25 protein-coding genes are annotated in these 24,761 nt (G+C 47.5%); 17 read left to right on the forward strand and 8 right to left on the reverse strand.

Going from position 1 to position 24,761, the window contains the following annotated elements:
* The first annotated feature begins 3 nt into the window (after positions 1-3).
* Positions 4-1,221 (forward strand): family 16 glycosylhydrolase, encoded by a 1,218-nt coding sequence (locus tag AB6805_RS21180; protein ID WP_370911433.1) that lies wholly within the window; start codon positions 4-6, stop codon positions 1,219-1,221.
* Between the two features lie 61 nt (positions 1,222-1,282).
* On the opposite strand, the gene AB6805_RS21185 is transcribed toward AB6805_RS21180, so the two are convergent.
* Positions 1,283-1,954: an MgtC/SapB family protein gene (locus tag AB6805_RS21185; RefSeq protein ID WP_370911434.1), complete on the reverse strand. Its 672-nt coding sequence runs from the start codon at positions 1,952-1,954 to the stop codon at positions 1,283-1,285.
* A 132-nt stretch (positions 1,955-2,086) separates the two neighbouring features.
* Between AB6805_RS21185 and AB6805_RS21190 the strand changes: the two genes are divergently transcribed.
* The 3 genes from AB6805_RS21190 (at position 2,087) to AB6805_RS21200 (ending at position 5,716) form a co-directional block, all read left to right on the forward strand.
* Positions 2,087-2,989: a hypothetical protein gene (locus tag AB6805_RS21190; RefSeq protein WP_370911435.1), complete on the forward strand. Its 903-nt coding sequence runs from the start codon at positions 2,087-2,089 to the stop codon at positions 2,987-2,989.
* A gap of 89 nt (positions 2,990-3,078) precedes the next feature.
* Positions 3,079-4,518, forward strand: coding sequence for a DNA/RNA non-specific endonuclease (locus AB6805_RS21195; protein WP_370911436.1), 1,440 nt, complete (start codon positions 3,079-3,081; stop codon positions 4,516-4,518).
* A 388-nt stretch (positions 4,519-4,906) separates the two neighbouring features.
* Positions 4,907-5,716 carry a glycosyltransferase family 2 protein gene (locus tag AB6805_RS21200; protein ID WP_370911437.1) on the forward strand — a complete coding sequence of 270 codons (810 nt, stop codon included), beginning with the start codon at positions 4,907-4,909 and terminating at the stop codon, positions 5,714-5,716.
* 53 nt (positions 5,717-5,769) lie between these two features.
* Here AB6805_RS21200 and AB6805_RS21205 read toward each other — a convergent pair whose 3' ends face one another.
* The 3 genes from AB6805_RS21205 to AB6805_RS21215 all read right to left on the reverse strand — a co-directional run bounded on the left by AB6805_RS21205 (position 5,770) and on the right by AB6805_RS21215 (position 10,044).
* Positions 5,770-7,590: an ABC transporter ATP-binding protein gene (locus tag AB6805_RS21205; protein ID WP_370911438.1), complete on the reverse strand. Its 1,821-nt coding sequence runs from the start codon at positions 7,588-7,590 to the stop codon at positions 5,770-5,772.
* A 227-nt stretch (positions 7,591-7,817) separates the two neighbouring features.
* Positions 7,818-9,353, reverse strand: coding sequence for a sulfatase (locus AB6805_RS21210; RefSeq protein ID WP_370911439.1), 1,536 nt, complete (start codon positions 9,351-9,353; stop codon positions 7,818-7,820).
* Positions 9,354-9,441: 88 nt separating this feature from the next.
* Positions 9,442-10,044 (reverse strand): DUF1349 domain-containing protein, encoded by a 603-nt coding sequence (locus AB6805_RS21215; protein ID WP_370911440.1) that lies wholly within the window; start codon positions 10,042-10,044, stop codon positions 9,442-9,444.
* A 131-nt stretch (positions 10,045-10,175) separates the two neighbouring features.
* Here AB6805_RS21215 and AB6805_RS21220 point away from each other — a divergent pair, with 131 nt between their 5' ends.
* The 4 genes from AB6805_RS21220 to AB6805_RS21235 all read left to right on the forward strand — a co-directional run bounded on the left by AB6805_RS21220 (position 10,176) and on the right by AB6805_RS21235 (position 13,870).
* Positions 10,176-10,835, forward strand: a complete 660-nt coding sequence (locus AB6805_RS21220; RefSeq protein ID WP_370911441.1) for a hypothetical protein — start codon at positions 10,176-10,178, stop codon at positions 10,833-10,835.
* A complete protein-coding gene (locus AB6805_RS21225) occupies positions 10,832-11,977 on the forward strand; it encodes a glycosyltransferase family 4 protein (RefSeq protein WP_370911442.1) in 1,146 nt (381 codons plus the stop codon). The genes AB6805_RS21220 and AB6805_RS21225 overlap by 4 nt, the downstream gene beginning before the upstream one ends.
* Before the next feature lie 2 nt (positions 11,978-11,979).
* Positions 11,980-13,164 carry a glycoside hydrolase 100 family protein gene (locus tag AB6805_RS21230; RefSeq protein WP_370911443.1) on the forward strand — a complete coding sequence of 395 codons (1,185 nt, stop codon included), beginning with the start codon at positions 11,980-11,982 and terminating at the stop codon, positions 13,162-13,164.
* 82 nt (positions 13,165-13,246) lie between these two features.
* The gene (locus tag AB6805_RS21235; RefSeq protein WP_370911444.1) at positions 13,247-13,870 is read left to right on the forward strand and encodes a hypothetical protein; all 624 of its coding nucleotides are present in this window, start codon (positions 13,247-13,249) and stop codon (positions 13,868-13,870) included.
* Between the two features lie 48 nt (positions 13,871-13,918).
* On the opposite strand, the gene AB6805_RS21240 is transcribed toward AB6805_RS21235, so the two are convergent.
* Positions 13,919-15,184: a hypothetical protein gene (locus tag AB6805_RS21240; RefSeq protein ID WP_370911445.1), complete on the reverse strand. Its 1,266-nt coding sequence runs from the start codon at positions 15,182-15,184 to the stop codon at positions 13,919-13,921.
* Between the two features lie 116 nt (positions 15,185-15,300).
* On the opposite strand from AB6805_RS21240, the gene AB6805_RS21245 reads away from it, so the two are divergent.
* Entirely contained in the window at positions 15,301-15,855 is a 555-nt protein-coding gene (locus AB6805_RS21245; RefSeq protein WP_370911446.1) for a GNAT family N-acetyltransferase, read from the forward strand.
* Positions 15,856-15,945: 90 nt separating this feature from the next.
* Here AB6805_RS21245 and AB6805_RS21250 read toward each other — a convergent pair whose 3' ends face one another.
* On the reverse strand, positions 15,946-16,263 hold the full coding sequence (locus tag AB6805_RS21250; RefSeq protein WP_370911447.1) for a hypothetical protein: 318 nt from the start codon (positions 16,261-16,263) through the stop codon (positions 15,946-15,948).
* Positions 16,264-16,460: 197 nt separating this feature from the next.
* Between AB6805_RS21250 and AB6805_RS21255 the strand changes: the two genes are divergently transcribed.
* The 8 genes from AB6805_RS21255 to AB6805_RS21290 are packed head-to-tail and all read left to right on the forward strand — an operon-like array spanning position 16,461 to position 22,683.
* Positions 16,461-17,600 (forward strand): NAD(P)/FAD-dependent oxidoreductase, encoded by a 1,140-nt coding sequence (locus tag AB6805_RS21255; protein WP_370911448.1) that lies wholly within the window; start codon positions 16,461-16,463, stop codon positions 17,598-17,600.
* Positions 17,591-18,301 (forward strand): methyltransferase domain-containing protein, encoded by a 711-nt coding sequence (locus AB6805_RS21260; protein WP_370911449.1) that lies wholly within the window; start codon positions 17,591-17,593, stop codon positions 18,299-18,301. Before AB6805_RS21255 ends, AB6805_RS21260 begins: the two co-directional genes overlap by 10 nt.
* On the forward strand, positions 18,298-19,350 hold the full coding sequence (locus AB6805_RS21265; RefSeq protein ID WP_370911450.1) for a type III polyketide synthase: 1,053 nt from the start codon (positions 18,298-18,300) through the stop codon (positions 19,348-19,350). The genes AB6805_RS21260 and AB6805_RS21265 overlap by 4 nt, the downstream gene beginning before the upstream one ends.
* Entirely contained in the window at positions 19,344-20,117 is a 774-nt protein-coding gene (locus tag AB6805_RS21270; protein ID WP_370911451.1) for an SDR family oxidoreductase, read from the forward strand. The genes AB6805_RS21265 and AB6805_RS21270 overlap by 7 nt, the downstream gene beginning before the upstream one ends.
* Positions 20,118-20,120: 3 nt before the next feature.
* Positions 20,121-20,567: a 3-hydroxyacyl-ACP dehydratase FabZ family protein gene (locus tag AB6805_RS21275; protein ID WP_370911452.1), complete on the forward strand. Its 447-nt coding sequence runs from the start codon at positions 20,121-20,123 to the stop codon at positions 20,565-20,567.
* Positions 20,560-21,834, forward strand: coding sequence for a beta-ketoacyl synthase (locus AB6805_RS21280; protein WP_370911453.1), 1,275 nt, complete (start codon positions 20,560-20,562; stop codon positions 21,832-21,834). Before AB6805_RS21275 ends, AB6805_RS21280 begins: the two co-directional genes overlap by 8 nt.
* 10 nt (positions 21,835-21,844) lie before the next feature.
* A complete protein-coding gene (locus tag AB6805_RS21285; RefSeq protein WP_370911454.1) occupies positions 21,845-22,099 on the forward strand; it encodes an acyl carrier protein in 255 nt (84 codons plus the stop codon).
* Positions 22,096-22,683, forward strand: a complete 588-nt coding sequence (locus tag AB6805_RS21290) for a 4'-phosphopantetheinyl transferase superfamily protein (RefSeq protein ID WP_370911455.1) — start codon at positions 22,096-22,098, stop codon at positions 22,681-22,683. The genes AB6805_RS21285 and AB6805_RS21290 overlap by 4 nt, the downstream gene beginning before the upstream one ends.
* On the opposite strand, the gene AB6805_RS21295 is transcribed toward AB6805_RS21290, so the two are convergent.
* On the reverse strand, positions 22,676-23,374 hold the full coding sequence (locus tag AB6805_RS21295) for an RloB family protein (RefSeq protein ID WP_370911456.1): 699 nt from the start codon (positions 23,372-23,374) through the stop codon (positions 22,676-22,678). The two genes, AB6805_RS21290 and AB6805_RS21295, sit on opposite strands and share 8 nt — an antisense overlap.
* On the reverse strand, positions 23,352-24,605 hold the full coding sequence (locus AB6805_RS21300; protein ID WP_370911457.1) for an ATP/GTP-binding protein: 1,254 nt from the start codon (positions 24,603-24,605) through the stop codon (positions 23,352-23,354). The genes AB6805_RS21295 and AB6805_RS21300 overlap by 23 nt, the downstream gene beginning before the upstream one ends.
* Between the last annotated feature and the right edge of the window lie 156 nt (positions 24,606-24,761).

Here is a 24,761-nt window from a genome sequence, read left to right on the forward strand (position 1 = left end):
TCCATGAAAGAAAAACTGATCTCCATTAGCGTAGGTTCCTTCCTGTTAGTGGTAATGATGAGCGCCTGCAAAAAAGAGGCGAAAACAACCAATAATCTGCAACCTTTGGATGCCCAGCCTGCTGCAGTAGCAGTGCAGGCGGCAGCAGCAGCTTACACGCTGATCTGGTCTGACGAATTTGACGGCACCAGTGTCAACACTTCCAAATGGTCTTTTGAAACCGGTCCGGGTGTTAATAATGAAAAGCAGTATTACCAGTCGTCCAATGCCAGTGTGAGCAACGGCAACCTGGTGATCACCGCGAAGAAGCAGTCCGTGAACGGCTGGCCCTATACCTCTGCGCGAATGAACACTGCCGGGCATTTTACTACGCAGTACGGCCGTATTGAAGCGCGGATTAAACTGGCCTCCGGTCAGGGGCTGTGGCCTGCCTTCTGGATGCTGGGCAATAACATTGGCTCCGTCGGCTGGCCGAAATGCGGTGAAATAGATATCATGGAGCAGGTAAATACCAGCAACACTGTTTATGGCACTATTCACTGGGATGCCAACGGTCATGTTTCCTATGGCGGCACTTCCAGCACCACTATTACAGATTACCACGTGTATGCGGTGGAGTGGGATGCCGGTTCTATCCGCTGGTACCTGGATGGTAACCAGTTTGCAACGGCCAATATCCAGAACAATATCAACAGCACAGAAGAATTCCACAACCAGTTTTTTATTATCCTGAACATGGCTGTGGGAGGCGATTTCCCCGGACAAACGATCGATGAAAGTAAACTGCCTGCCAATATGTACGTGGATTATGTGCGGGTATACTCCATTTCCAACAGCGGTGGCAATGCGCCCATTGGCAGTACCATTACACTTAAAGGATTTAATAATGCTTTTGTGAGCAGTGAAAACGGCACGCAGGCCATGACCTGTAACCGCACTACTGCACAGGGATGGGAACAGTTTACCGTGGAAGATGCCGGCGGTGGTAAAGTGGCTTTGAAAAGCCAGGGCAAGTATGTTTCTTCAGAAAACGGCGTTAATCCCATTACGTGTAACCGTACCAGTGTGGGCGACTGGGAAAAATTTGACTGGATAGTAAATACAGACGGCAGCATCGCCCTCCGCGGAAATAATGGGCGATATGTGTCGTGCGAAAACGGCGCGCAGGCCATGACCTGCAACCGTACCACTATTTCCGGCTGGGAGTCGTTCCGGTATTAATTGATATAGGTTGATGGATCGGGGCCGGCCGTGTTAACGGCCGGCTTTCCTATGCTGCGGATCAGTTGTTCCACGAGACTTCTTTTACGCCGGTATCTGCCTGTATATCTGCGATCAGCTTGCCTACAATGGCTTTATCCATGCTTCTGAAACGTACCGTGACAAAGAAGAAACTATCTGTTTGCTCGATGTTGCAGGAAGTAATATTGAGCGCGGTGTTTTGAAATAATTTATCTGTTACCTCAATGGATTTGCTTCGTTCAAAAGTGATGATGCGGATAGTTTTTTGTTCAAAGCGGCTGAGGAATCTTTTTTCTACCGGCTGCAGCAGCCACAGGATGATGATGGCAATAGCGGTGGCAATAAATGCGGCGAAATACATGCCGCCGCCGGTGGCGAGCCCGATAGCTGCTACCGTCCATAATCCCGCGGCGGTAGTGAGCCCGCGAACCACGCCTTCTTTCAGAAAAAGAATGGTGCCGGCGCCGATAAATCCAATACCGCTGATCACCTGTGCGGCCACCCTGGAGGGGTCCAGTACAATGTTAGGTTGCCCCAGGATATCGGAAAATCCGTAAGCAGAAACCATCATGGTTAACGCCGCACCTACAGACACCATCATGTGCGTTCTAAGACCGGCAGCCCAGTCCTTCCGTTCTCTTTCCAAACCTATTATACCGCCAAAAACCGCTGCCAGCGATAATCTTATCAATATTTCCGTCCATGGTATCATACTACTAATTTACGCAATAAATTTTTTCCATCCTGCCAAGGTTGTCTTTTTGCTTGATTACACTGATTATAGTCAGGCTTTTAAAGAAAATCAAAATTTGTATCTTGACATCAATTCATTTATATTTTTCGCATGCTTCCAATCAAACTACGTTTACTCATTGCCACTGCGCTGCTTTTTTCCGTTACAAGCCGGGCGCAGGTAAAATTCCGGACAATAGTACCCAGCGCCACCCAGCAGGGATTAAAAACAGTGCATTCGCCGCATCTTGCTGTAGAACCCGCTGCGGGGAACAACCGCCATCAGCTGATAGTGATGATTCCCGGTACCGGCGGCACGGCCACTGATTTCCGTACATTCGACAGTTCTTTTGCAGCCATGGGCTATTATGTGATCACTCCGGATTATATGAACACGGTGATCACCACGGCGTGTTCCAAAAGTGAAGACAGTACCTGTTTTGATCATTTCCGCCAGGAAATTATGTTTGGTACGCCAGTGAGTGATAAGGTAGATGTAGATTCTGCGAATAGCCTGGTGAACCGTTTTACAAAACTGGTGGTGTACCTGGCTGCGCAGGATCGTGGCTGGAGTGAGTTTGTACGTAATGGACAAGTGCGCTGGGATAAAGTTATTGCTGCAGGTCATTCGCAGGGAGCGGGGCATGCAGCATATTTCGGGAAGCAGTTCCGTTTGCGTGGAGTGCTGATGTTTTCAGGGCCGCAGGATTACCTGCAATATTTTAATGCGCCGGCACATTGGCAGCAGGAGCGTGGCCGCACGCCGGTGAACAGGTATTATGCGTTTCTGCATGTTGCAGACCCGTTTAATTACCAGTACCAGGTGCAGGATGTAAGTGCGGTGAGCCACCAGGCGGTAACCGATACCACGATGGTGCAGCCGGGAATGCCCGTTCACTCCAGGAACAGCATCCTTGTTACGGATGTGGATCGTAAAGATAAACACGGATCCACGTTGGGAACAGACTTCATAGCCGTGTGGAAATATATGATCAGCGGAGCTACCCGGAATTAAAAAGGAACCGGCTAACGGTCTCGTGTAAACGATGAACTTTGTCCCCCTGTTTTTTATTCTTTATCTTCGCGGGCGTTCGTTACCATTCTATGTCAAAGAAGAAGAGAAGAAAAAAGAAGAAGCACCAGGGGGGCAGCAGTTTAGCCGTTATCGTTATATTGATCATCGCTGCATTTGCGGTGACTACCTGTTCCCGGAAAATTACCGGCGACCATGAAAAATCTCCTCCAAAGAAATCATCTCACAAAAAAAATACTACTTCCGGCACCAGTACATTTTTACTGGCAGAAGATTTTGAGCCGGGATCCAAAACAAATTATAACAGCGGAGACGTAGCATTATCCAGTGGTACCTGGAAGTTTAAGGATGCCGTGACCGGCAACCTGGAGGAAGATCATAAAACAGGTACGCAGGCGTTGCGTATCCGGGACAATGGGAGGACCGGGATGAAATTCGATATCCTTGTAAAAGGAACGGTAACGGTTACACTAAAATATGCCGGGTACGGGGACGATAAAATGGGCACATGGGAGTTGTGGGCATCCGTGAACCGCGGGCAAAGCTATTTTCGTGTGGGGGATCCCGTTAGTGTTACGTCCGGTGTGCTGAAAACGGCCACTTTTACCGCGAAAAGTACGGGCACAATCCGTTTTGATATCCGGAAAACAGATCCCGGCAGCAGCAGGATCAATTTTGATCGGTTCCGGGTCACTGCCGGCGGGAAGGACACACCGGTTAAGCCGGTGGAGAAACCGGCAGGTAGCGACGACGACAACCTGTTACTGGGCAATCCCAGCGATGCCAGTGGATCGTTGGTGATGGCGAATAATTACCTGATGGATAAGGAATATTACAAGCTGTCGTATAACCGTGACCGGGGAACGCCCAACTGGGTGGCCTGGCATATATCGCGGAAGGATCTGGGTAAAATGTCGCGGGGCAATGATTTCCGGCCGGACGCCGATATTCCAGGGAACTGGTACCAGGTATCCCAGACCAGTTATATGGGCAGCGGATTCGACAGGGGGCATAATTGTCCGTCGGGCGACCGGACCGCCACCCGTGCCGCCAACGAATCCACTTTCCTGATGACCAATATGATCCCTCAGGCGCCCAACCATAACCAGCATTTATGGAAGAACCTGGAAGAATATACACGGGAGCTGGTGATGAAAGGGAATGAAGTATATGTGATCATGGGCAGCTATGGCAGTGGTGGAACCGGCAGCAAGGGATTGGCCAAAACAATAGACGGCCGTAAGGTTACCGTGCCGGACCATATCTGGAAGGTCCTGGTAATTTTACCGGAAGGAAACAATGATTTGCAGCGAATTAATAAGAACACCCGTATTATTGCAGTGAACACACCGAATAAAAACGATGTAAATGCGAGGTGGAGCGCTTACCTGACATCTGTTGAAGAGATAGAAAAGGCTACCAGGTATAAGTTGCTTGACAGGGTACCGCAGGTGGTAAGACAGGAATTAGTAAAGAAAATAGATGCAGGACAGGAGAGAATGTATCGTTAAAAAAAATATTATGTTGTTCTGGTAATTAAATTATAAATTGCATAAAATTATTATGTTTTTGTAGTTTGTAAACTAATATCCAAAAAATAAATCATGATAAGTTCCTATAAAAACCAGATTGGCATAATTTTATTGAAAGTACTGTAGCAACATGTAACTTATTGAAGCCTTAGATCGTTATTATAATTAGAAGCTAACTTAAAGTATAACTGGCCGATTATTAATGGAAATAAACCTACACTTTTCTTGATTATATGTATATATAACAAGACAAATGCTGTGTACACAACGAAAGAAATGGCGTAAAATAATTAGGGGTAAAATGGCGTTATACCAGAGAAGCTTAACAATATGAGCTTTTTAAACATTAATTTTATATCTAACTAATATGGGTGAAAGAGTGTCGGTGGCCTTACTTGTTACTACATACAACTGGCCGGAAGCATTAAAGCTTGTGCTGGATAGTGTACTGGTGCAAACCGTTCTCCCCGACGAAGTCATTATAGCTGATGATGGCTCCGGAGAGGCTACCAGGGATGTTGTAGAAGCATTCAGACGAAAAACTAATATTCCGGTGAAGCATTTTTGGCATCCGGACGAGGGCTTCCGTAAAACTATCATCATTAACCAGGCGATTACCGGTACTTCTTCCGACTATATCATCCAGATTGATGGCGATATTGTGATGCATGAGCTTTTCATCAGGGACCATATCAGTGAAGCGGAAAAAGGATATTTTATCCGTGGCAGCAGGGTGTTGTTACAGGAAGAGATTACCAGGAAATACCTGAACAATGGTCAGTTTGAGCGGGTATCTTCTTTCAGCAAAGACGTGAGAAACCGGATTAATTCGCTTCGCATTCCTATCCTGGCTCCATTGCTGATCAAAAAGAGTCAGCGTTCCCGTAACTGGATTGGTTGTAACTGTGCTTTCTGGAGAGAGGATTTTCTGAAAGTGAATGGTTATAATAATGAATTGAAAGGGTGGGGGCATGAAGATATTGAACTGGCAGCACGTTTCATCAACTCAGGTTTATACCAGAAAAAGGTAAAATTAAAAGCGGTATGTTATCACCTGCATCATCCTTTTAATTCCCGTGTACACGAAAACATCAACTACAGGGTTTACCTGGATACCTTAAACCACGGGATTGCCTATTGTTCCAACGGCTACAGGCACCATTTATCAACGGAGTAATAATATTAAAAGATATCATAAAAAAAGGCCACCGATCGGTGGCCTTTTTTTATTTAGTTACTAAACGTCTGCATTTCAATGAGCCGTTTATAAATACCGTTGTTGCTGAGCAGTTCCTGGTGGGTGCCTTGCTCGGCCACCTGGCCGTTATCCAGTACAATGATCAGGTCTGCATTCTGAATTGTGCTCAGGCGGTGGGCAATCACCAGGGATGTGCGGTTCTTCATCAGGTTATTCAGCGCATCCTGCACCATTTTCTCAGATTCTGTATCCAGGGCGGAAGTGGCCTCGTCCAGCAGCATCAGTGGCGGATTGGAGAGTACGGCGCGTGCAATGCAGATACGCTGCCGTTGTCCGCCGGAGAGCTTGGACCCTTTATCCCCGATATTGGTGTTGTAACCGTCTTCCGTTTTGCTGATGAAATCGTGTGCGTTGGCAATCCTGGCTGCGGCCTCTACCTCTTCCATGGTGGCGTCAGGTTTGGCGAAAGCAATATTATTGAAGATGGTATCATTGAAGAGGATGGACTCCTGGTTTACAACGCCCATGAGAGCTCGTAAAGATTCCATTGTAACGGACTTCAGGTTTTTGCCATCTATCAGGACGCTGCCTGACTGTGGGTCCATGAAACGGGGGATCAGGTCCATCAAGGTGGATTTTCCGCCGCCGGAAGGGCCTACCAGCGCCACCGTGGAGCCTTTGGGTATGCTGAGGTGAATGTTATTCAGTACTTTCTTCTCGCCGTAGGCGAAAGAAACACCATCAAAACGGATCTCATTGGTAAAGCCGTTTAAGGTAACAGCATCGGGTGCGTTGGTGATAGCCGACTGCTGATCGATCAGCTCCAGCACCCTGTCGCCCGCCGCAACGCCTGAATGGATATTGCTGAACGCAGTGGAAATAGCTTTTGCCGGGCGCATAATCTGGGAGAAGAGGGCAATATATACCACAAAGGTAGATCCGTCCATATCGCCCTGGTTATTGATAATAAGCGAACCGCCATAAAATACGATACCGGCCACCATTAAAACCCCTAAAGTTTCAGAAACGGGCGAGGCCAGTTGCTGTCTTTTAGCCATTGAGCGGGATATCTTGGAATACTTGCGGTTTTGTTCATCAAAGCGGTTGGTAATAAATCCAACGGCATTAAATGCCTTTACGATCCTGATGCCGTTCAGCGCCTCGTCGAGGTAGCTGATCATCATGCCGTAAGTTTGATGGGAAGCGGTAGCCTGTTCTTTCAGTCGTTTTACGATCCGGGATATAATGAGGCCGGCCACGGGAATAACCAGCATCGATACCAGCGTTAATTTATACGAGATAAGGAACAGGATGACCAGGAAAGAGATCAATTGGGCCGGTTCTTTAAATAACACCTGCAGGGTACCGGTTACTGTATACTGTACTACCTGGACATCGGACGCAATCTTGGAAATGATATCTCCCTTTCTTTCATTGCTAAAATAACCCAGGTGAAGGTTCATTACATTGTTGAATACTGACTTACGCAGGTTCAGCAAGGTTTGTATGCGCAGGCTTTCCATGGTACGGTCCGCGAAATAGCGGAACAGGTTGCCTACTAATACTGAGCAGGCAATGCAGACGCAAACAAATTCCAGGCTTTTGATTTTACCATATTCACTGGCAATAGTGGTGGTGTAATGTTTAAATACTTTGAAAATATCAAAGTAGTTGTCCGGCATGGGAACAATTTTCTGATTGAGGTCCTTGTTGAACAGCGTTTCCAGGAGAGGTGCCAGCAATGCAAGGTTCAGCGTGCTGAATATTACAGACAACAGTACACAAATAATATAGGGGATCGCAAATTTATTAATAGGTTTAGCAAATGATAATAATCGGAAGTATGTCTTCATGTTTTAATAATAATCGTAATAATGATTAAGACGGTGCATAAAAAAAACCGCATCGTTGCTGATGCGGTTCCTTAAGTTTTTAATTTCCTTTTTATCAATAACTTAAAGAATATTTTTCGGTCGCACATTCAAGCCAGCAGATCACCAGTAAAAACTGCAATCAGGGCTCAAAAATAGCCCTTTTGGCTTAATTGTCAAAAGATTTGATCGCCATCGGCTGGCAGCAGTTATGGCTGTGTGAGGATTTTTAGCGCCCCGGTGTCTTTATATTGAACCATCAGTTGTTTCAGGTGCTCTTTTAAGGTTGCGGTGAGTTTCTCCGTGCCTTTCCGGCCGTAAAGATTGTTTACCTCGTGCGGGTCCTGTTTCAGATCATACAGTTCCCAGCTGTTGGACTCCCCGTAGAAGCGTACCAGCGTGTATTGTTCTGTACGGATACCGAAGTGCGGGTATACATGGTGGGGCTCCGGAAATTCGTAATAGTGGTAATAGGCTTCTTTTCTCCAGGGAACATTTCCGGCATTTGCTTTCAGCAGCGGTAAAAAGGAGGTGCCTTGAATATCAGCGGGTACTTTTACGCCGGCGATGTTCAGGAAAGTGGGGGCCCAGTCGATGTTCAGCATCAGCTGATTGATGGAGGTGCCTGGCTTTATTACGCCGGGGTATCTGATCACAAAAGGTGTACGTAATGATTCTTCATAAATAAAGCGTTTATCAAACCAGCCGTGTTCTCCCATATAGAAGCCCTGATCAGAGGCATATACAACGACTGTATTTTTTGAAAGCCCTGATTTATCGAGGTAGTCCAATAGTTGGCCGATGTTCCTGTCGAGCGATTTTGCCGTGGCCAGGTAATCTTTCAGGTAGCGCTGGTATTTCCATTCTACGAGGGCATCACCTGTTAGTTTTTGTTCATCAAATTCTTTGCTGATCTTATTTTCATAGTAATCAATAAACGCCTTTTTTTGTTCCGGCGTAAAGCGGCCATAGATACCTTTTTCGTAGTTGGCATGCACTTTCAGGTCTTCTTTCAGGCGCATGGTTTTATCGATGGTCATGTCCTGGTTTTGTGCTGCCAGGCGGTTTTTGTAATCATCTTTGAAAGTGGCCGGGAGGGGAAATGTTTTATCGTCGTATGCACCGAGGTCCTGGACATCCGGCAGCCATTCGCGGTGTGTCGCTTTTTCGCCTACCACCAGGAAGAAGGGTTTGGAAGTATCGCGTTTGTTGAGCCAGTTAACAGAAAGGTTGGTAATAATATTGGTTACATAGCCTTCCATGCGGGTGGTATCGTTTGGACCGATGATATCAGGGTTGTAGTATTGGCCCTGGCTGTTGAGGATACGCCAGTAGTCGAACCCCTTTGGCAAACTGCCTAAATGCCATTTGCCGATCCAGGCAGTCTGGTAGCCGTTTTGCTGCAGCAGGGCCGGGAATAGTTGCTGTTCTACATTAAACCTTTTCTCATTGAGCGTGTAGCCGTTGATGTGGCTATACTTGCCGGTAAGCAGGGTAGCCCTGCTGGGGCCGCAAATGGAATTGGTGACGAGGGCATTTTTGAAAATGGCGCCCTGGCTGGCAATCCGGTCGATGTTAGGCGTTTGCACCAGTTTACTGCCATAGGCGCTGATAGCCTGGTAAGCATGGTCGTCGGAGAAAATGAAAATAATGTTAGGGCGTTGTTGCTGCGCATAACTGCTCGCAGTGAAGAGGAGTAATAACCCCCAGGTTTTTTTAAGATAGTTTGCGGAGAAGAATTTCATGTTCAATGTATTTATCTTTTGACGGGTTATGTTCCGTGGTTTTAGCGGCCACCCTCCGGCGACCGCATCTCAAAAAAAATCTCAAAAATCACTTCTCTGCCACCACTTTAAACTCCTCAAACACCACATCAAACGGCAACTTCCCCGGCGCTGCGGCCACAGGGCCTATCTGCACTTTACCACCGGGAGGAAAATAGGCCAGTCGCAGCATATCAAATTTCTTATTATCAAAGGAATATTCAATCTGTACATAGTCGCCTTTACGCAGTAACTTCAGCCACATGCTTTTGGGGCTGTCGTGGCGCGGAACCACCGACCAGTCGGATACTTCACGGGTTACCACGGCGCTTACGTTCTGTACGCCGTCTACATATTCGATACCGGTTTTAATCCAGTTTTTGGCGTCCTTGCGGATCATCAGGCCGGCCTGGTGGAACAACTCTTTATAATGCCCGGTAATTTTTACCGTGGCGGTAAAATCGCCTTCCTGTTCCTGGAAATAAAAAGGGCCGTTATCGCGGATGAAGCCGTAGTGGGTTACCTGCCAGTAGTCGGTACCGGGGTCAACGGTCACGTTTATCTTGTTGTGGTCTGGGGACCATTTCTGCGGAGTGTTATACCATTGCATTGTTTGTGCTTTAAGTCCCATACTCATCGCTATGAAAGCGGATAATGCTACCAGTTTTTTCATGATGTTTCCGTAAAAATTTTCTGTAAGATGATAAATATTCTCCGGAATGGGTAATTTTTAGTGATGGGTAGCTGCTCCGGATTTGTTAACTTTAAGAACCCTCTTTAACCCGCCTGTTAAATGTTATGAATATGCGCGAAGAAAACCCTCAAGTAACAAAAAGAAAGTCTGTTGCCGTTATTGTAGCCCATCCCGATGATGAAACGCTGTGGGCCGGAGGTACCATCCTGTTTCATCCGCAGTGGAACTGGACTATCATCAGCCTGTGCCGCGCCAGTGATACAGACAGAGCCCCTAAATTTTTTAAGGCATTACAATTGTACGGAGCACAAGGTGTTATGGGAGATATGGATGATGGTCCGGAACAAACGCCATTGCCGGAAGAGGTGGTGGAAAACCAGGTGCTGGCGTTATTGCCGGTGCAGCATTACGACCTGGTCATCACCCATCATCCGCGCGGGGAATATACGCGGCACCTCCGCCATGAAGAAGTAAGCAGCGCCGTGATCCGGCTGTGGCAACAAGGCAGGATCACAGCAGATGAGCTCTGGGCGTTTGCTTATGAAGATGGATTAAAGTCCTATTTCCCGGAAGCTATTCCTGAAGCAACTATTTATCATGTGCTGGATAAAGATCTCTGGCAAAGGAAATACGAGGTGATCACTCAAACGTACGGATTTAAGGTCGATAGCTGGGAAGCAGCCACCACGCCGCAGGCGGAATCATTCTGGTGTTTTAATAACAGCATGGAAGCCCATCAGTGGCTCAACAGTTTACCGTTTGAATTATGAAAGTACTTTTGTTATTTGATTATCCGCCGGCTCCCGGGGGACTGGCAACACAAGGAAATTTATTGTACCATGGCCTGTTGGAAATAGGTGTAACTGCGCTGGCGGTGCACTACGACTCACCACTGGAAAAGGAATGGTATTACAACTCGTTTAAGCCGGATGTAGTGGTGGGCGTAGGTTACTGGGGATATTGCCCGCAGTTGATCCTGCATCCGCAGCAATTTGGTGTGCAGCCGGTTCCATGGCTGGTGGCCGATGGATATATCGCCAACTACCAGGAGGTGCTGAATAAACTGCCGCTGATCCTGGTTACCTCGCAGTGGGTAAAGGAAATGTATATACGCGACGGCATCAACGGCGATAAAATAGCCGTACTGCCGGTTGGTTGCAATACCAACAGGTTCGCGCCGCTCCCTAAAGATCATCCGCGGGTGAAAGCAGTGCGGGAATCAATGGGCGTGGCGCCGGATGAACTGATGCTGCTCACGGTAGGCGGCGACGCCTGTTCCAAAGGAGCCAGGGAAGTCATGCAGGCGCTGTCGCAACTCAGCAGTGAAATACCGGGCAACTGGAAGTATATCTGTAAGGTATGGCCCCAGCCGCGCACCAGTATACAAAATAAAGCCGACCTGGCACTGGCGGAAGAACTGGGACTGGGCGGTAAGGTGCAATATATTACCAGCATTGTTTCAAGGGAGGAGATGCCTTATCTCATCAACGCCTGCGATATTTATGTGGCGCCTTCGCGGCTGGAAGGTTTCGGGATGCCACAGGTAGAAGCGGGCGCCTGCGAAAAGCCGGTGATCGGCATCCGCGCAATGGGCATGCTGGATACGCTGGTAGATGGCGAAACCGCATTGCTGGCCGGTGTGGCGGAAGAAATTGTGCTGAATGAAGTGATGGTTGGTAAAGAGTCGGGTTTCGAGACGGAAAAGAAGGTCGTATTTTCTACGCCCCGTACAGTGGACTACCGGGCAGATATCAACGATATCAGGCAGCATCTGCAACGGTTAATGACAGATGCCGCCTACAGGGAACAGTTAGGAAAAGCTGCAAGGAAAAGAGTAGTTGCAAATTTTGATTACAGGACTATAGCAAGGCAGTTTGTGCAGCTGATGCATGAAAAACTTAATATCCGCTGAACATGGAAGCTTCTTCCTGGTTAACCATCAACGCAGCCAGGGACGCCGCCCTGAAGGTATTGCTGCATAATGTAAACGGACCGTTTCACGGCCTCCCCCGCACCGCGGGATGGGGATACCCTGAGCCATATACGAGAGATCTGCTGTTGTCTTTTTTAGGCGTAGGCGTTACCGGCAACCCCGTGCTGATCAACAGCATCCGGAAGGTGCTTGAAACACTGGCGAAAAATCAAACACCACACGGACATATCCCTTCTCTCGTACACGACAAACAGGACCTGGGCGCGAGCGACACCACACCGCTCTTCCTGCTGGCAGCAGGCATGTATCGCAAGCTGTCGGGTAATGAGCAGTTCCTCGAGGAAGCAGTGAACAGATCATTGCAGTGGATGGAATACCAAAGTCCTTCGGATCGTTACCTGGTGGCACAACAGCCTACCAGCGACTGGCGCGATGAACAATGGGTGCTTGGTTACGGCCTGTTTGTAAACACGCTCGTGTATAGTTATCTCCGCATCCTCGGGCATCATGAACGCGCAGAGAAAGTACGGCAGGCAATGGGCAGATTTACCATCACCGGTGGGGTGCAGCACCGGCATGTACACGAAGGACTGGTCGTGAAACACAAACCCTATTACGCCATGTGGTCTTATAAGGTATTGAGCAGCGAACGGTTCGACCTGCTGGGCAACAGCCTGGCCATACTCTCCGGCATTGCAGCCCCCACCAGGGCAGCGGAAATGGTATCGTGGATCGAAGACGAGTGCGCGGAACTGATAAAGAACAACCAGCTGGCTGTAAAACTGCCGCCTAACTTCTTCCCCTATACGAAACCGGGCGACAACGACTGGCACGAACGGTATGCTTCTTTTAATCTTCCCGGGGAATATCATAACGGCGGCATCTGGCCTTTCATCTGTGGTTTTTATGTAGCGGCATTGGTAGCAGCAAAAAAATACCGGCTGGCAGAAGAAAAATTACTGGAGCTCACCCGGATAATAACTATTTCCAACAGCGGTACAGTGGATTATGGTTTCAACGAATGGCTGAAAGCCCAGGATGGTACCGCAAAAGGGCAGGAGTGGCAAACCTGGAGCGCAGCATTGTACCTGTATGCCGCGAAATGTGTGGAAGAAAGACGTACCCCGTTTTTTGAAGAAATGAGAATGCGGCAACCGGTTTCATGATAACTTGATGAAAGATTAGTGAAACTCGTTCGCCAATTGATGGTAACTTTACGGCCATTATCCCTTGTTCAAACTTATTAAGATGAATACTTACAGATCCCTGCTGCTGGTGGCAGTTTTGAGCACTACACTCGCTGCCTGCGGAAGCCTTGAAATGGCCGGACCGGATAACGTTACCCCGGTAATACCACCGCCTACCACACCACCTGTAACAGGCAATAATAAAATTGAAGGTACCTGGAACTTTGCGGGCGTCCGTGTAAACAGCATCGCCACCATATCGGAATCCGGCGCCAAAGCCACGCTTTACAACGACTATACCACCTTTAATAATAAAGGGGTAATGGTGATTGATGGAAGTACTTTCAAAATTACAGGCCTGAGCTATTCCATTGATGCAGTGATCCGGAATGTCCTTTACATGGATGGCGTACTGGTAAGCGATATGCAAATGCCTTTCCAGATGGATATGGATCCCTATAATGCATCCAACCCTTATAAACTGGTGGGAGCAGATTCCATTTATTTCAGCGCAGGTGTAATGGAAACCCCTTCCTATGGAGGCGGCACTACAGAAGTACAGGCGGCAGGCGGAAAAATTTCCTGGAGCGGAGATACGCTGTTGCTGACAATCAACCTTAACCAGGTACAATCTGCCGCTGTTATGTCAGGTTTTGAAGTGATGAAGCTGGTAAAACAAAAATAAAACAGTCACCGGTTATTTTCCGGAAGAAAGATAACCGGTGATGATCCTTTATTTTTTGCGGGCATCCGCCGCCTGCCAGATAGATTTGATCGTTGCTTCATCATTCATCCCGTCCGGGCACTGCGCGGAGCGTGTATTGGCGCGGTATTTCAATCTTGGCTTCCTGCGTCCCAACGTAACTACACGGGTAACCGGCATCTGCAAATGACCATTGGCGTCATGCGCTGCTACCCATTGATGTGCATACTGCAGCCAGTTGTGCCGGTATTGTTCCGGTTGCTGATAAAACCAGCTGATTTCATCAAAGCCCCACGGGTAAATGGTAGTGGTATCCGGCACACCCGGGTGATCGCTGATACCAAAATTATCCAACTCCACCAGGTAAGGCATTGACGCGGCTTTCCAGCCACTGGGTGTAATACCGCCTTTGCTTCTCCCGAAAAGGGCATCCGTAAAACCCATTTCCAGGATACCTTCCTGCGGATGCGCGGGCACCGATTTAATACGCAACGGAAACGAGTTAAAATCCAGTAAGCTTTTACCATTCACCACCATACCGCCCGATGGCGTGTGTGCATCGAGCAATACCCAGTGATGGCGGGTATGATCTTTTGCATAGGCCCGCAATTTTTCCAGGAAGGCGGCCCATTCCGTCAGCTGCGGATCTTCCATGCCTATCAGGGCAATTTGCCCGAGGTGCAGCGCTTCGCAGCCCACTTCCATATACGTGCCGGCCAGGAACATAAACCAGAGCTGCGTTTCCACGCGTGTAATATCGGGTACACTGTTGCCTTTACTCCAGTGATTGACCAGTTTCCCTTTTGTATTCAGCATGCTGTCGTAACGGAAATGCCGGTCTTCCGCCGGTAGTCCCAGCGCTTTGAATGCCCATGCCGGAACAGGAATGGTGTTTACCTGTTCACTGATCTGCTCAAACAGGGCAGCCTGGAAAATTACTTCCGGGTCATTTTTTTGCACTTCCTGCACCAGCTTTTTGGCCTGGTGCAGAAAATCTTTATTGTTGAGCACCGATTCCCCGCCCCAGCGGTAGATGGCCCTGCCGATAAACTTTGCGCCAATATTCCTGATCAGGCGGATATCATCCTCCTTGTTTGGATAGGGCGCATCGGAGGCGTAAGGATCTACCGAAAGAAATTCAGTCATGGTAACCGCATGATCCAGGTAATATTCCAGAGCGGGACGGGTAAGGCCTTTTCCGGTGAAGGAGGGTGGTTGCGAGCGGGCGGTCGTGGCCCACAAACTAATGCCTGCAGCCAGCAATGCTGCTGCCGGACGCTGAGTGAATGCTAACATGTCGTGGAATAAATTTTGAAAACAAGATACTTTTTTTCGTTTTCCGGGAATAACATTTTTGGTTGTGTGGTACAATTGTTTTTATATTGGGGTCATTAAAACGAGCCAGCCAGCATATGAGTTTACTGCCGGATACTTTCCCCGTCCTGTCTACGCCCCGCCTTCACCTGATTGAAATTGAACATTCGCATCAGCCGGATCTGTTTTACCTGCTCACGGATAAACGGGTGACCCGGTATTATCATGTAATTCCGTTGAGTGAAGTAGCCAGTGTTCGCCCGGTTATTGATCTTTTTAAAAAGCGCTTTTCTGATAAACAGGGCATCCGCTGGGGTATTGCCCTTGAAGAAAAAACATCGTTGATCGGTTTCATCGGTTTCAATAATTATGAAACTGAAGATACGGTTCCGCTGGTGTTTGCGCTGGTACAGGAATACTGGGGCAAAGGCTACATGACCGAAGCCATTGAGGCCGTGGTGCAGTATTGCTTCTCCACGCTGGGGCTGAAAAAAATTGTTGCAGATGTATTACCCGGCAACGAAGCCTCGGAAAGGGTGCTGACTAAAGCAGGATTCCATCATGAGGCCCTGGTGGTGAAGGGGATGATCTGGGATGACAAAGGATATGATGTTAACCGCTATGTAAGGGATTACAAAGCGCCCGACCTGTAAGCATCTTTATTGTCCGCGGTTCAGGACGCAACAATACCGGTTCCTGTAACAGGAACAATAAAGACACTCACAGGAATTACAGATGTAGGATTAAGCTTTTTTAGCGGCAGTTTTCTTGGGAGCAGCTTTCTTAGGCGTCACCTTTTTATCGGCGGCTTTGGGAGTGTTGGCTTGGGCTTTGGGTGCAGCAGCTTTTTCGGCAGCAGCTTTCTTCTTCGGCTTGGCAGGTCCTTTTGGCTTATCTGTCAGTCCTGCTAACATCGCCTTAGTGGCCTTTTTTACGTTCCGGAGAAATTTTTTCTCTCCCAGCTTCTCTTTTAGTTCGCTTAATGCGGTTAATACTTCGGCTACTTTTACACCAGCTTCTTTTTTAAGATGCTTGCCGGTCGGTTTACTCGAATCAGTCATGGAGCATTATTTATTTACAAAAACAATTATATTCGAAATTAACAATTAAATAATATTGGCAATGTTAAGTTTTATAATGCCGTGATTTATAAAGAATATTCTGATCTTAGCGAAACGGAAATCAGCTATAAATTCATTATATTGGGGTAGGCTACCTTCCTTGTGTCGGAGCTTGTTATTGTTTTAACCATAGGGGTATGGGTTCAAGAGATGTTATAATTATAGGTGGGGGCTTGTCGGGTCTCACCAGTGCTATTCATTTATCGAAAGCAGGATTACAGGTAACCGTAATCGAAAAAAGTAAATATCCTTCGCACAAAGTATGCGGGGAATATGTTTCCAATGAAGTATTACCATATCTGCAGTCACTCGGGGCAGATCCTTCGGTATTACATCCTTCCCGGATCAACCGGTTAATCATTTCAGATCATTATGGCAAAACGCTGGAAACGACGCTTCCATTGGGAGGTTTCGGGGTAAGCCGGTATACGTTCGACCAGTTCCTGATGCAGAAGATGACCGAAAACGGGGTGGAGTTAATTGAAGATACCGTCACCAACGTGGTGTTTGAAAACGACCGTTTCTTCATTGATACCAACAGCTATGGCGTTTTTTCCGCGCCGGTGGTGTTGGGCGCTTATGGCAAAAGAGCCGCACTTGATGGTAAGCTTGCCCGTCCGTTCTTTAACGAAAAATCGCCCTGGCTGGCCGTGAAATCGCATTACCGTGGCAGCTTCCCGGCCGATACCGTAGGACTCCATAATTTCGACGGCGGCTATTGCGGCGTATCAAAAGTGGAGGATGATATCCTGAATATCTGTTACCTGGTGAGTTACGAGAGTTTTAAGAATTTTAAGCAGATAGAATCGCACCGGGAGCAGGTGCTGTACCGTAATCAGCACCTGAAGGATATTTTTGAAAACAGCACCGCATTGTTCGACAAACCTTTAACCATCAGCCAGGTGTCTTTCACAGATAAAGAAAAGGTACTGAATCATATATTGATGATCGGCGATACCGCCGGTCTTATTCACCCGCTTTGCGGCAACGGCATGGCTATGGCCATACAGAGCGCGCAGATAGCATCCGACAGGGTACTGGAATACTTTTCAGCTCCTACCCGGAACCGTTTATTGATGGAACAAAACTATACGAAAGCCTGGAACAAAATGTTCAGCGGCCGTATGCGCACCGGTCGTGTACTATCCCGGTTGTTCCGCAATGAAAAGCTTTCCGCTACCATGATGAAAGGACTGATCCTCTTCCCCGGCCTGCTGCCGGGAATCATCCGTCGCACCCATGGGAAACCGTTAAATGCCGTACCGGAATGCGTGTAAACACCCGGCACCGGAGCCAGGCTACCGAAATCATGGACGATTTCAGTATGGAAGGCGATCTGCTGAAGGCTACGCTGGATAAAATCGCACAAATCAATGCTTTACTGGGCGGCAACCGCGTCACCCTTGAAGGTGTTGCGGCTCTCCTGAAAGATATTCCTGCCAACCAGAAAGTTACCATCGTGGATATAGGCTGTGGTAATGGTGACATGCTGCGGCAACTGTCGGATACCTTTTCTTCCCATAGAAAAATAAAACTAACCGGCATTGATGCCAACCAGGCTACGGTAACGCATGCACGGAATTTATCAAAAGATTATCCGCACATTGAGTATTATTGCCAGGATATTACACAGCCATCCTTCCGGGAGCAACACTATGATATTGTTTTATGTACGCTTACGCTGCATCACTTTAAAGAGGCTGCAATCCGGGAGCTGATGAAAATCTTTTACCGGCAGGCCCGGAAAGGAGTAGTGATCAATGATCTGCACCGGAGCGCATTGGCATACCGCCTGTTTCAACTGGTATGCTTTGTGTTCAATTTAAACAGGATGGTCAGGGAAGATGGACTGGTATCCATTCTCCGGGGATTTAAAAAAAGAGAATTACAACATTTATCGGCAGAACTTAATATTGATCAGTATTCCCTTAAATGGAAATGGGCGTTCCGGTATCAATGGATAATCAATAAATTATGAGCGTTAAAATTCAGACTGTCACAAAAGCACTACCGCCTTACTCAAGAACCACCGCCGAAATTATCCCCTTCCTATCATTATGGCTCCAGGGCCAGGAAGAAAGATTTATCCGCAAGGTGATCAAGATCTTTGAGAGCGCCGGCGTGGATAAACGCTATTCTATTATGGGACCTGAAGAAGTATTTACCAATACTTCTTTTGAAGATAAAAATAATATCTACCAGCGGGAAATGATTACCCTGGGCCGGACCTGCCTGCAAAGTGCACTGGATAAAGCCGGTTTGAAAGGAACTGACCTCGACTATATCATCACCGTGAGTTGCACGGGTATCATGATCCCCTCTTTAGATGCATACCTGATCAACGAACTGCAGCTGCGCCAGGATATTATACGCCTGCCTGTTACTGAAATGGGCTGCGCAGCCGGAGTGTCAGGGATCATCTATGCAAAGAAAATGCTGGAAGCAAATCCCGGTAAAAGAGCCGCTGTAATAGCGGTGGAATCGCCTACCGCCACGTTCCAGCTGGACGATTATTCGATGGCCAATATCGTCAGCGCAGCCATCTTCGGCGATGGCGCCGCCTGTGCGATCCTCTCTTCCCATGAACAGGATACCGGTCCGGAAATTATCGCAGAAGAAATGTATCATTTCTATGACGCGGAATACCTGATGGGATTCCATCTCTCCAATACCGGTTTAAAAATGGTGCTGGATATAGAAGTACCCGAAAAAATTGAAGCGCACTTTGGCGATATCGTTCATCCTTTCCTGGCAAAAAATAATCTTACCATCCAAGATATCGACCACCTCATTTTTCATCCCGGCGGGAAAAAGATCATTACCCTCGTAGAAGAGCTGTTCCGCAGTATGGGAAAGAAACTGGACGATACCAAGGAAATTCTTCGGTTGTATGGCAACATGTCCAGCGCTACGGTGTTATATGTATTGGAAAGATTTATGGAGCAGTCGTTGCCCACGGGCGACAAAGGACTGATGCTGAGTTTTGGTCCGGGCTTTTCGGCACAAAGAATATTATTACAATGGTAACAGAGTTTGCATCTTACTGGGCATTAATACTGGGGGGCAGCAGCGGGCTTGGACTGGCATCCGCGCGTAAGCTGGCAGCACATGGCATGAACATCTGCATTGTACACCGCAATACCCGTGTGGAATTAACGGATATTCGGCAGCAGTTTGAGGAGATCAGGTCGTTAGGCGTGCAGCTGCTGACGTTTAATATCGATGTGCTCAACGCCGGACAACGTGCAGATATTTTGCAGCAGTTGCAGGAAGCTATGGGTACGGGGCGTATCCGTTGCCTGCTGCACAGCATCGCACGGGGCAACCTCAAAGTGTTGCCAGACCTGCAGGCGGATGATTTCAATACCACCATCGGGCATATGGCGGTGAGCTTGTATGAATGGTCGGCAGATATATTGAACAGGCAACTGTTTGCTGCAGATGCACGTATCCTTTCTTTTACAAGCGATGGTAGTTACAAAGCAATGGCGCACTATGCGGCGGTATCTGCGGCGAAGGCCGCGCTGGAATCCATCACCCGGAGCATAGCATTGGAGTTTGCGCCGCACGGGATCAGGGCCAACTGTATCCGCGCGGGGGTGACTGACACCGCATCATTGCGGAAAATTCCGGGCAGTGAAGCGTTACTGGATTACAGCAGGACGAGAAATCCCTTCGGGCAGCTTACCACGCCGGAGGATGTGGCGAATGTAGTATACCTGATGTGCCGGGACGAAGCCGCCTGGATCAATGGGGCCATTATACCGGTCGACGGAGGAACACATATTCATTAGCGTATGACAAAAGAAGAGATCCTGCAGCACTTACCATATGCACCGCCTTTCCTGTTTGTGGATGAACTGGCATACATCGATGAAGAAAAGGTAACGGGTATATATACTTTTCACGCAGATATGCCTTGCTATAAGGGCCACTTTAAAGGGTTGCCTGTTACGCCGGGTGTATTGCTAACGGAAGTAATGGCACAAACAGGGCTGGCTTGTTTAGGTATTTATCTTTTGAGAGAAGAGATACATAAACAGTTGCCCACGGTAGCTATGACCTCCAGCCACATCGACTTTTATTTGCCTGTGCCACCCGGTGAAACGGTGAAGGCGGAGGCAACGAAAATATACTTCAGGTTTAACAAATTGAAATGCCGCGTAGCGTTGTATAATGCAGCCGGCGCATTAGTCTGCGACGGAACGATGGCAGGCATGATCATCAATAATAAAAATGAATAACAGGGTTGTCATAACAGGCTTAGGAGTGGTAGCGCCCAACGGCACTGGCATCGCCGCTTTCCGCGAAGCGATCAAAAAAGGTATATCCGGTATCCGTTATGATGAACAACTGGCTGCCCTGAAATTTTCCTGCCAGATTGCAGGTAAGCCGGAGGTTTCCGAAAGCTTGCGGCAACAATATTTTGAAGAGCTGGAATTAAGGCAGCTGGGTAGTTCCGGTATTATTTACGGCGTAATAGCCGGTATGCAGGCCTGGGCAGATGCGGGTTTGCCAATAGCCCGGGAAACACCCGACTGGGACAGCGGTACTATTTTTGGCGCGGGCAGTTCCGGTGTGGAGAAATTCCGCGAAGCTGTTTATAAGGTAGATGATTTACAGGTGCGCCGTTTAGGCAGCACCGCAGTTACGCAAGCCATGGCCAGTGGCATCAGTGCTTTCCTCGGCGGAAAACTGGGACTTGGCAACCAGGTAACCACCAACTCTTCTGCCTGTACCACCGGTGCGGAAAGTGTGTTGCTCGCCTGCGAACGGATTAAGTACGGTCATGCCAAACGCGTGCTGGCCGGTAGTACCAGCGACAGTGGTCCCTATATCTGGGGCGGCTTTGACGCCATGAAAGTAAGCACCTTTAAATATAACGAACGCCCGGAAGCCGGTTCCCGGCCCATGAGCGCCACCGCGAGCGGTATTGTTCCCGGCAGTGGGGCAGGAGCGTTGGTACTGGAGTCGCTGGACAGCGCGCTGGAACGCGGCGCTACTATTTATGCGGAAGTACTGGGCGGTCATATTAACTCCGGCGGTCAACGGAACGGCGGCAGTATGACGGCCCCCAATCCCGCTGCGGTGCAGCGTTGCATTACCGCGGCGCTTCAACAGGCCGGTGTGCAGGGCGCTGATATTGACCTGATAAACGGCCACCTTACTGCCACCGGAAAAGACGCAGAGGAAATAGCCAACTGGTGTAGTGCCCTTCAGCGCAGCGGGAAAAACTTTCCTTACATCAATGCACTGAAATCGATGGTAGGGCATTGCCTGAGCGCTTCCGGGAGCATTGAACTGGTAGCGGCGGCACTACAGCTGAAGGAAGGTTTTATATTTCCCAATATCAACTGCGAAGACCTGCACCCCGATATTCAGGCGCTGGTAGACCGGGAAAGAATTCCGGAACAGCTATTGTATAAAGACATAAATTTAGTGGCGAAAGCGAGTTTTGGTTTTGGAGATGTAAACGCTTGTATTATTCTGCAAAAATACCCGCAACCTTAAACGAAATAACATGGACAAAGAAACATTCATTGAGCAGTTAAGAGAAATAGTAAGGCCCTATGCTAAAAATCAGGAAGCACTGGCCACCATCAGTACTTCCACCGATTTTATCAACGATCTCAAAATTAATTCTGCCAACCTGGTAGATGTGGTACTGGATGTAGAAGAGAAATACGATATCGTGATCCAGAACGAAGAAATGGAACGCATGCTGAACGTGCAGGCGGCCCTCGATATCGTGGAAGCCAAGCTCAAAGAAAAATGATCGGCAACGACATCATAGATCTCCGGGCAGCCGCCATAGAAAGCCGTATTCACCGGAAAGGTTTCCTGGAAAAATTGTTTCTGCCGGCGGAAATCAGCATGATCCGTAATGCTGCTGCACCGGCAGTGCTCACCTGGTTGTTGTGGAGCTGCAAGGAAGCCGTGTATAAAATAGTACACCGCAATACCCGCGAAAGACGGTATGCCCCACTGCGGTTTATGTGCCGGGTGTCAATACCGGAAATTGGTCTACCATCCTCTTATTCCGGCACTGTTTTGTATCAGCAACAGGCTTACTATTTCCGGAGTAATATTACAACTGATTTTATTCATACGCATGCAGCGATAACGCCACAACTGCTGTCAGACGCTGTTGTTTTTACCGGTCAGCAATTAAACTCCGGGTATACTGCGCTTCTGCATGAAATACTATCAACGGACGAGGTATTTTATAAAGACGAAGACGGAATCCCTTATATCCTTCACCATGGGGATGGGAGAAAGCAGCCGGTTTCTGTGAGCCATCATGGGGAGCATTGTGGTATAATGAGAATAAGAAACAAAAGAATAGACATATTTACCTGATATATTTATTCAATTCTTCTACTAACAGGTAAACAGTTGTACAGGGACATTGTTTGGAAAAATCCTGGTCACCATTATATTTTTGATGAAGCGCACGAGCCCTGCGTATAGCAAGTTGCTGCGAGGCATTACCATTACAACTATGCCTTGTATAATGATCCTTGCAGAATTCCCGGGACTTTGCCACCTTACTGAAACTTTCTAAATTCCACTTTTCTTTCAATACAGGATATAACTGATGCCTTGAAAGAGGTGCTTCCAATAAGTCATAGTGAAGCACAAACCACAATTCAAAGGCATCATTGGACCAGGCGACTTTCATACCATTTTGCTCTGCAAGAAGAATAGCGTTATTGAAATCTTTGGGTTGGGTGGCCGCCTCATCAGGCTTGACATCATAATCAAACACGCACCAAACTTCTCTGCCCGCGTATTTCTCTAATTTCCGTGCCTCTAATGCGTATTCCACCAGAGAGGTTTTGGAGTTTCGCCCTCCTTCTATCAGTACCATTTTAGTTGGAACGGGAAATCCCTGAAAGTAATAGGGTTCTGTATTCTCTCCTTCGCAGATGATCAGGAAAGTTTTTACAGGGTCCTTTTTTTCCTCCTGATATGGATTGCCTGCTTTATATCCCATTTTGCGTAAATACGCTTCATTTGCCTTTTCCTTACTTGGTTTGTTGTAGTCCATCCTGATTTGAATTTTGCGTAAAAACCCAATCCATTTCATCTAAAAAAGGCACTGCGCTATAACTGCCATTTAAGTATTCCTTTTCATAAGAGGCATCTTTTCTGACACCTCTATATTCAATCAGGTTGGTAATGGTGCTGACTCCATAAGAATCTTTGTCTATCAGGCAGATCTGATCCCTGCGCAGGTCTGCACGGCGCAAAAGTCCGGAGTCGTGGGTTACAAAAATGATCTGGGCGTTTTTGGGATTGGTTATTTTGTTATGAAACAACTGAACGATCTTTAACGTAAGGTTTGGATGAAAACGTGCATCAAATTCATCAATTACAATTGTGCGACCTTGATTAAAGGCGTCTAAAATGAGACCGCTGATACCAAGTAGCTTGCCTGTTCCTTCTGATTCCCATTCCCCAAAAGGCACCGTGATTTTATCTTTAAAAGTACCGTGCTCATCATAGCGGGAGTGGGATACAAAAACACTAAACTGTGTACCACTCTCTTTTACATGTTGCCAATCCGATAACTCGTCCGGTAATTCCCGTATTTCCAAATCATCGACACCCGTATCCGCAGCTTTCAGTAATTGTATTATGGCCTGTTTTTGTATATCGGTACCATGAACTAAATGCTTCATAGTATATCCAATGGCGTCCTCGTCGTAAATTCCATCCACGATAATAATGCTCCTTATCTCATTCCGGAGTACAGTCAGTAACTTGTTTCCTGTCAGGGCGCCGGCGGTAAGAAACAGAGAATCATCACGGAATAATTCATTATCACCTTTTATCATTTGCTGAATAAACAAATCAGATCCTGGGAAAGCATCTTTATTTATCTGTAGATCGAGTCCCTTTCGCATAAAATACTCTATCTCCTTATCTCCACTTACCGAATACAACCATTCATAGGATATGCTGGAATCAAGTACCTGAAATCCGTATCTATAAATGATCTCATTGTGAAGAAAGATATATTGGAAGAAGACAGGGCTGTCGTCCCAGTCTGTAATTAACTTAAATCTATTGTCCCATGTGCGCTTGGGAAGTCCCTCGTGGATAACTGAGCCTGAAACCATATAGCAGAAATTCTCCAATGCTTTGGCCAGATTGCTTTTACCGCTGGCGTTACTGCCATATATCGCTTTAGATTTCAGCAACCTTAGAGACGCCGTCTCAAAAACATTCCCCTCTAGAAGTCCATTATCATTGCTGCGCAGAGGAGACGCCTCCATACTGAACTTTTGCTGGTCCCGGAACGACCTGAAGTTGCCAAAATCAAACGCTATAAACATGTCTTAAAGATAGTCAATATTTGTGATTTTTTCACAAATGCATTTAATGTGTCTGTCTGTTTACCTCAAATCTGGCTAATAATGTTGCGAACGAAC

Source organism: Chitinophaga sp. RCC_12, assembly GCF_041360695.1.
GTDB lineage: Bacteria > Bacteroidota > Bacteroidia > Chitinophagales > Chitinophagaceae > Chitinophaga.

Coding starts and splice junctions, on each gene's coding strand:
- AB6805_RS21180 (WP_370911433.1), top strand. CDS start 4: ATGAAAGAAAAACTGATCTCCATTAGCGTAGGTTCCTTCCTGTTAGTG.
- AB6805_RS21185 (WP_370911434.1), bottom strand. CDS start 1,954: ATGATACCATGGACGGAAATATTGATAAGATTATCGCTGGCAGCGGTT.
- AB6805_RS21190 (WP_370911435.1), top strand. CDS start 2,087: ATGCTTCCAATCAAACTACGTTTACTCATTGCCACTGCGCTGCTTTTT.
- AB6805_RS21195 (WP_370911436.1), top strand. CDS start 3,079: ATGTCAAAGAAGAAGAGAAGAAAAAAGAAGAAGCACCAGGGGGGCAGC.
- AB6805_RS21200 (WP_370911437.1), top strand. CDS start 4,907: ATGGGTGAAAGAGTGTCGGTGGCCTTACTTGTTACTACATACAACTGG.
- AB6805_RS21205 (WP_370911438.1), bottom strand. CDS start 7,590: ATGAAGACATACTTCCGATTATTATCATTTGCTAAACCTATTAATAAA.
- AB6805_RS21210 (WP_370911439.1), bottom strand. CDS start 9,353: ATGAAATTCTTCTCCGCAAACTATCTTAAAAAAACCTGGGGGTTATTA.
- AB6805_RS21215 (WP_370911440.1), bottom strand. CDS start 10,044: ATGAAAAAACTGGTAGCATTATCCGCTTTCATAGCGATGAGTATGGGA.
- AB6805_RS21220 (WP_370911441.1), top strand. CDS start 10,176: ATGCGCGAAGAAAACCCTCAAGTAACAAAAAGAAAGTCTGTTGCCGTT.
- AB6805_RS21225 (WP_370911442.1), top strand. CDS start 10,832: ATGAAAGTACTTTTGTTATTTGATTATCCGCCGGCTCCCGGGGGACTG.
- AB6805_RS21230 (WP_370911443.1), top strand. CDS start 11,980: ATGGAAGCTTCTTCCTGGTTAACCATCAACGCAGCCAGGGACGCCGCC.
- AB6805_RS21235 (WP_370911444.1), top strand. CDS start 13,247: ATGAATACTTACAGATCCCTGCTGCTGGTGGCAGTTTTGAGCACTACA.
- AB6805_RS21240 (WP_370911445.1), bottom strand. CDS start 15,184: ATGTTAGCATTCACTCAGCGTCCGGCAGCAGCATTGCTGGCTGCAGGC.
- AB6805_RS21245 (WP_370911446.1), top strand. CDS start 15,301: ATGAGTTTACTGCCGGATACTTTCCCCGTCCTGTCTACGCCCCGCCTT.
- AB6805_RS21250 (WP_370911447.1), bottom strand. CDS start 16,263: ATGACTGATTCGAGTAAACCGACCGGCAAGCATCTTAAAAAAGAAGCT.
- AB6805_RS21255 (WP_370911448.1), top strand. CDS start 16,461: ATGGGTTCAAGAGATGTTATAATTATAGGTGGGGGCTTGTCGGGTCTC.
- AB6805_RS21260 (WP_370911449.1), top strand. CDS start 17,591: ATGCGTGTAAACACCCGGCACCGGAGCCAGGCTACCGAAATCATGGAC.
- AB6805_RS21265 (WP_370911450.1), top strand. CDS start 18,298: ATGAGCGTTAAAATTCAGACTGTCACAAAAGCACTACCGCCTTACTCA.
- AB6805_RS21270 (WP_370911451.1), top strand. CDS start 19,344: ATGGTAACAGAGTTTGCATCTTACTGGGCATTAATACTGGGGGGCAGC.
- AB6805_RS21275 (WP_370911452.1), top strand. CDS start 20,121: ATGACAAAAGAAGAGATCCTGCAGCACTTACCATATGCACCGCCTTTC.
- AB6805_RS21280 (WP_370911453.1), top strand. CDS start 20,560: ATGAATAACAGGGTTGTCATAACAGGCTTAGGAGTGGTAGCGCCCAAC.
- AB6805_RS21285 (WP_370911454.1), top strand. CDS start 21,845: ATGGACAAAGAAACATTCATTGAGCAGTTAAGAGAAATAGTAAGGCCC.
- AB6805_RS21290 (WP_370911455.1), top strand. CDS start 22,096: ATGATCGGCAACGACATCATAGATCTCCGGGCAGCCGCCATAGAAAGC.
- AB6805_RS21295 (WP_370911456.1), bottom strand. CDS start 23,374: ATGGACTACAACAAACCAAGTAAGGAAAAGGCAAATGAAGCGTATTTA.
- AB6805_RS21300 (WP_370911457.1), bottom strand. CDS start 24,605: ATGGAGGCGTCTCCTCTGCGCAGCAATGATAATGGACTTCTAGAGGGG.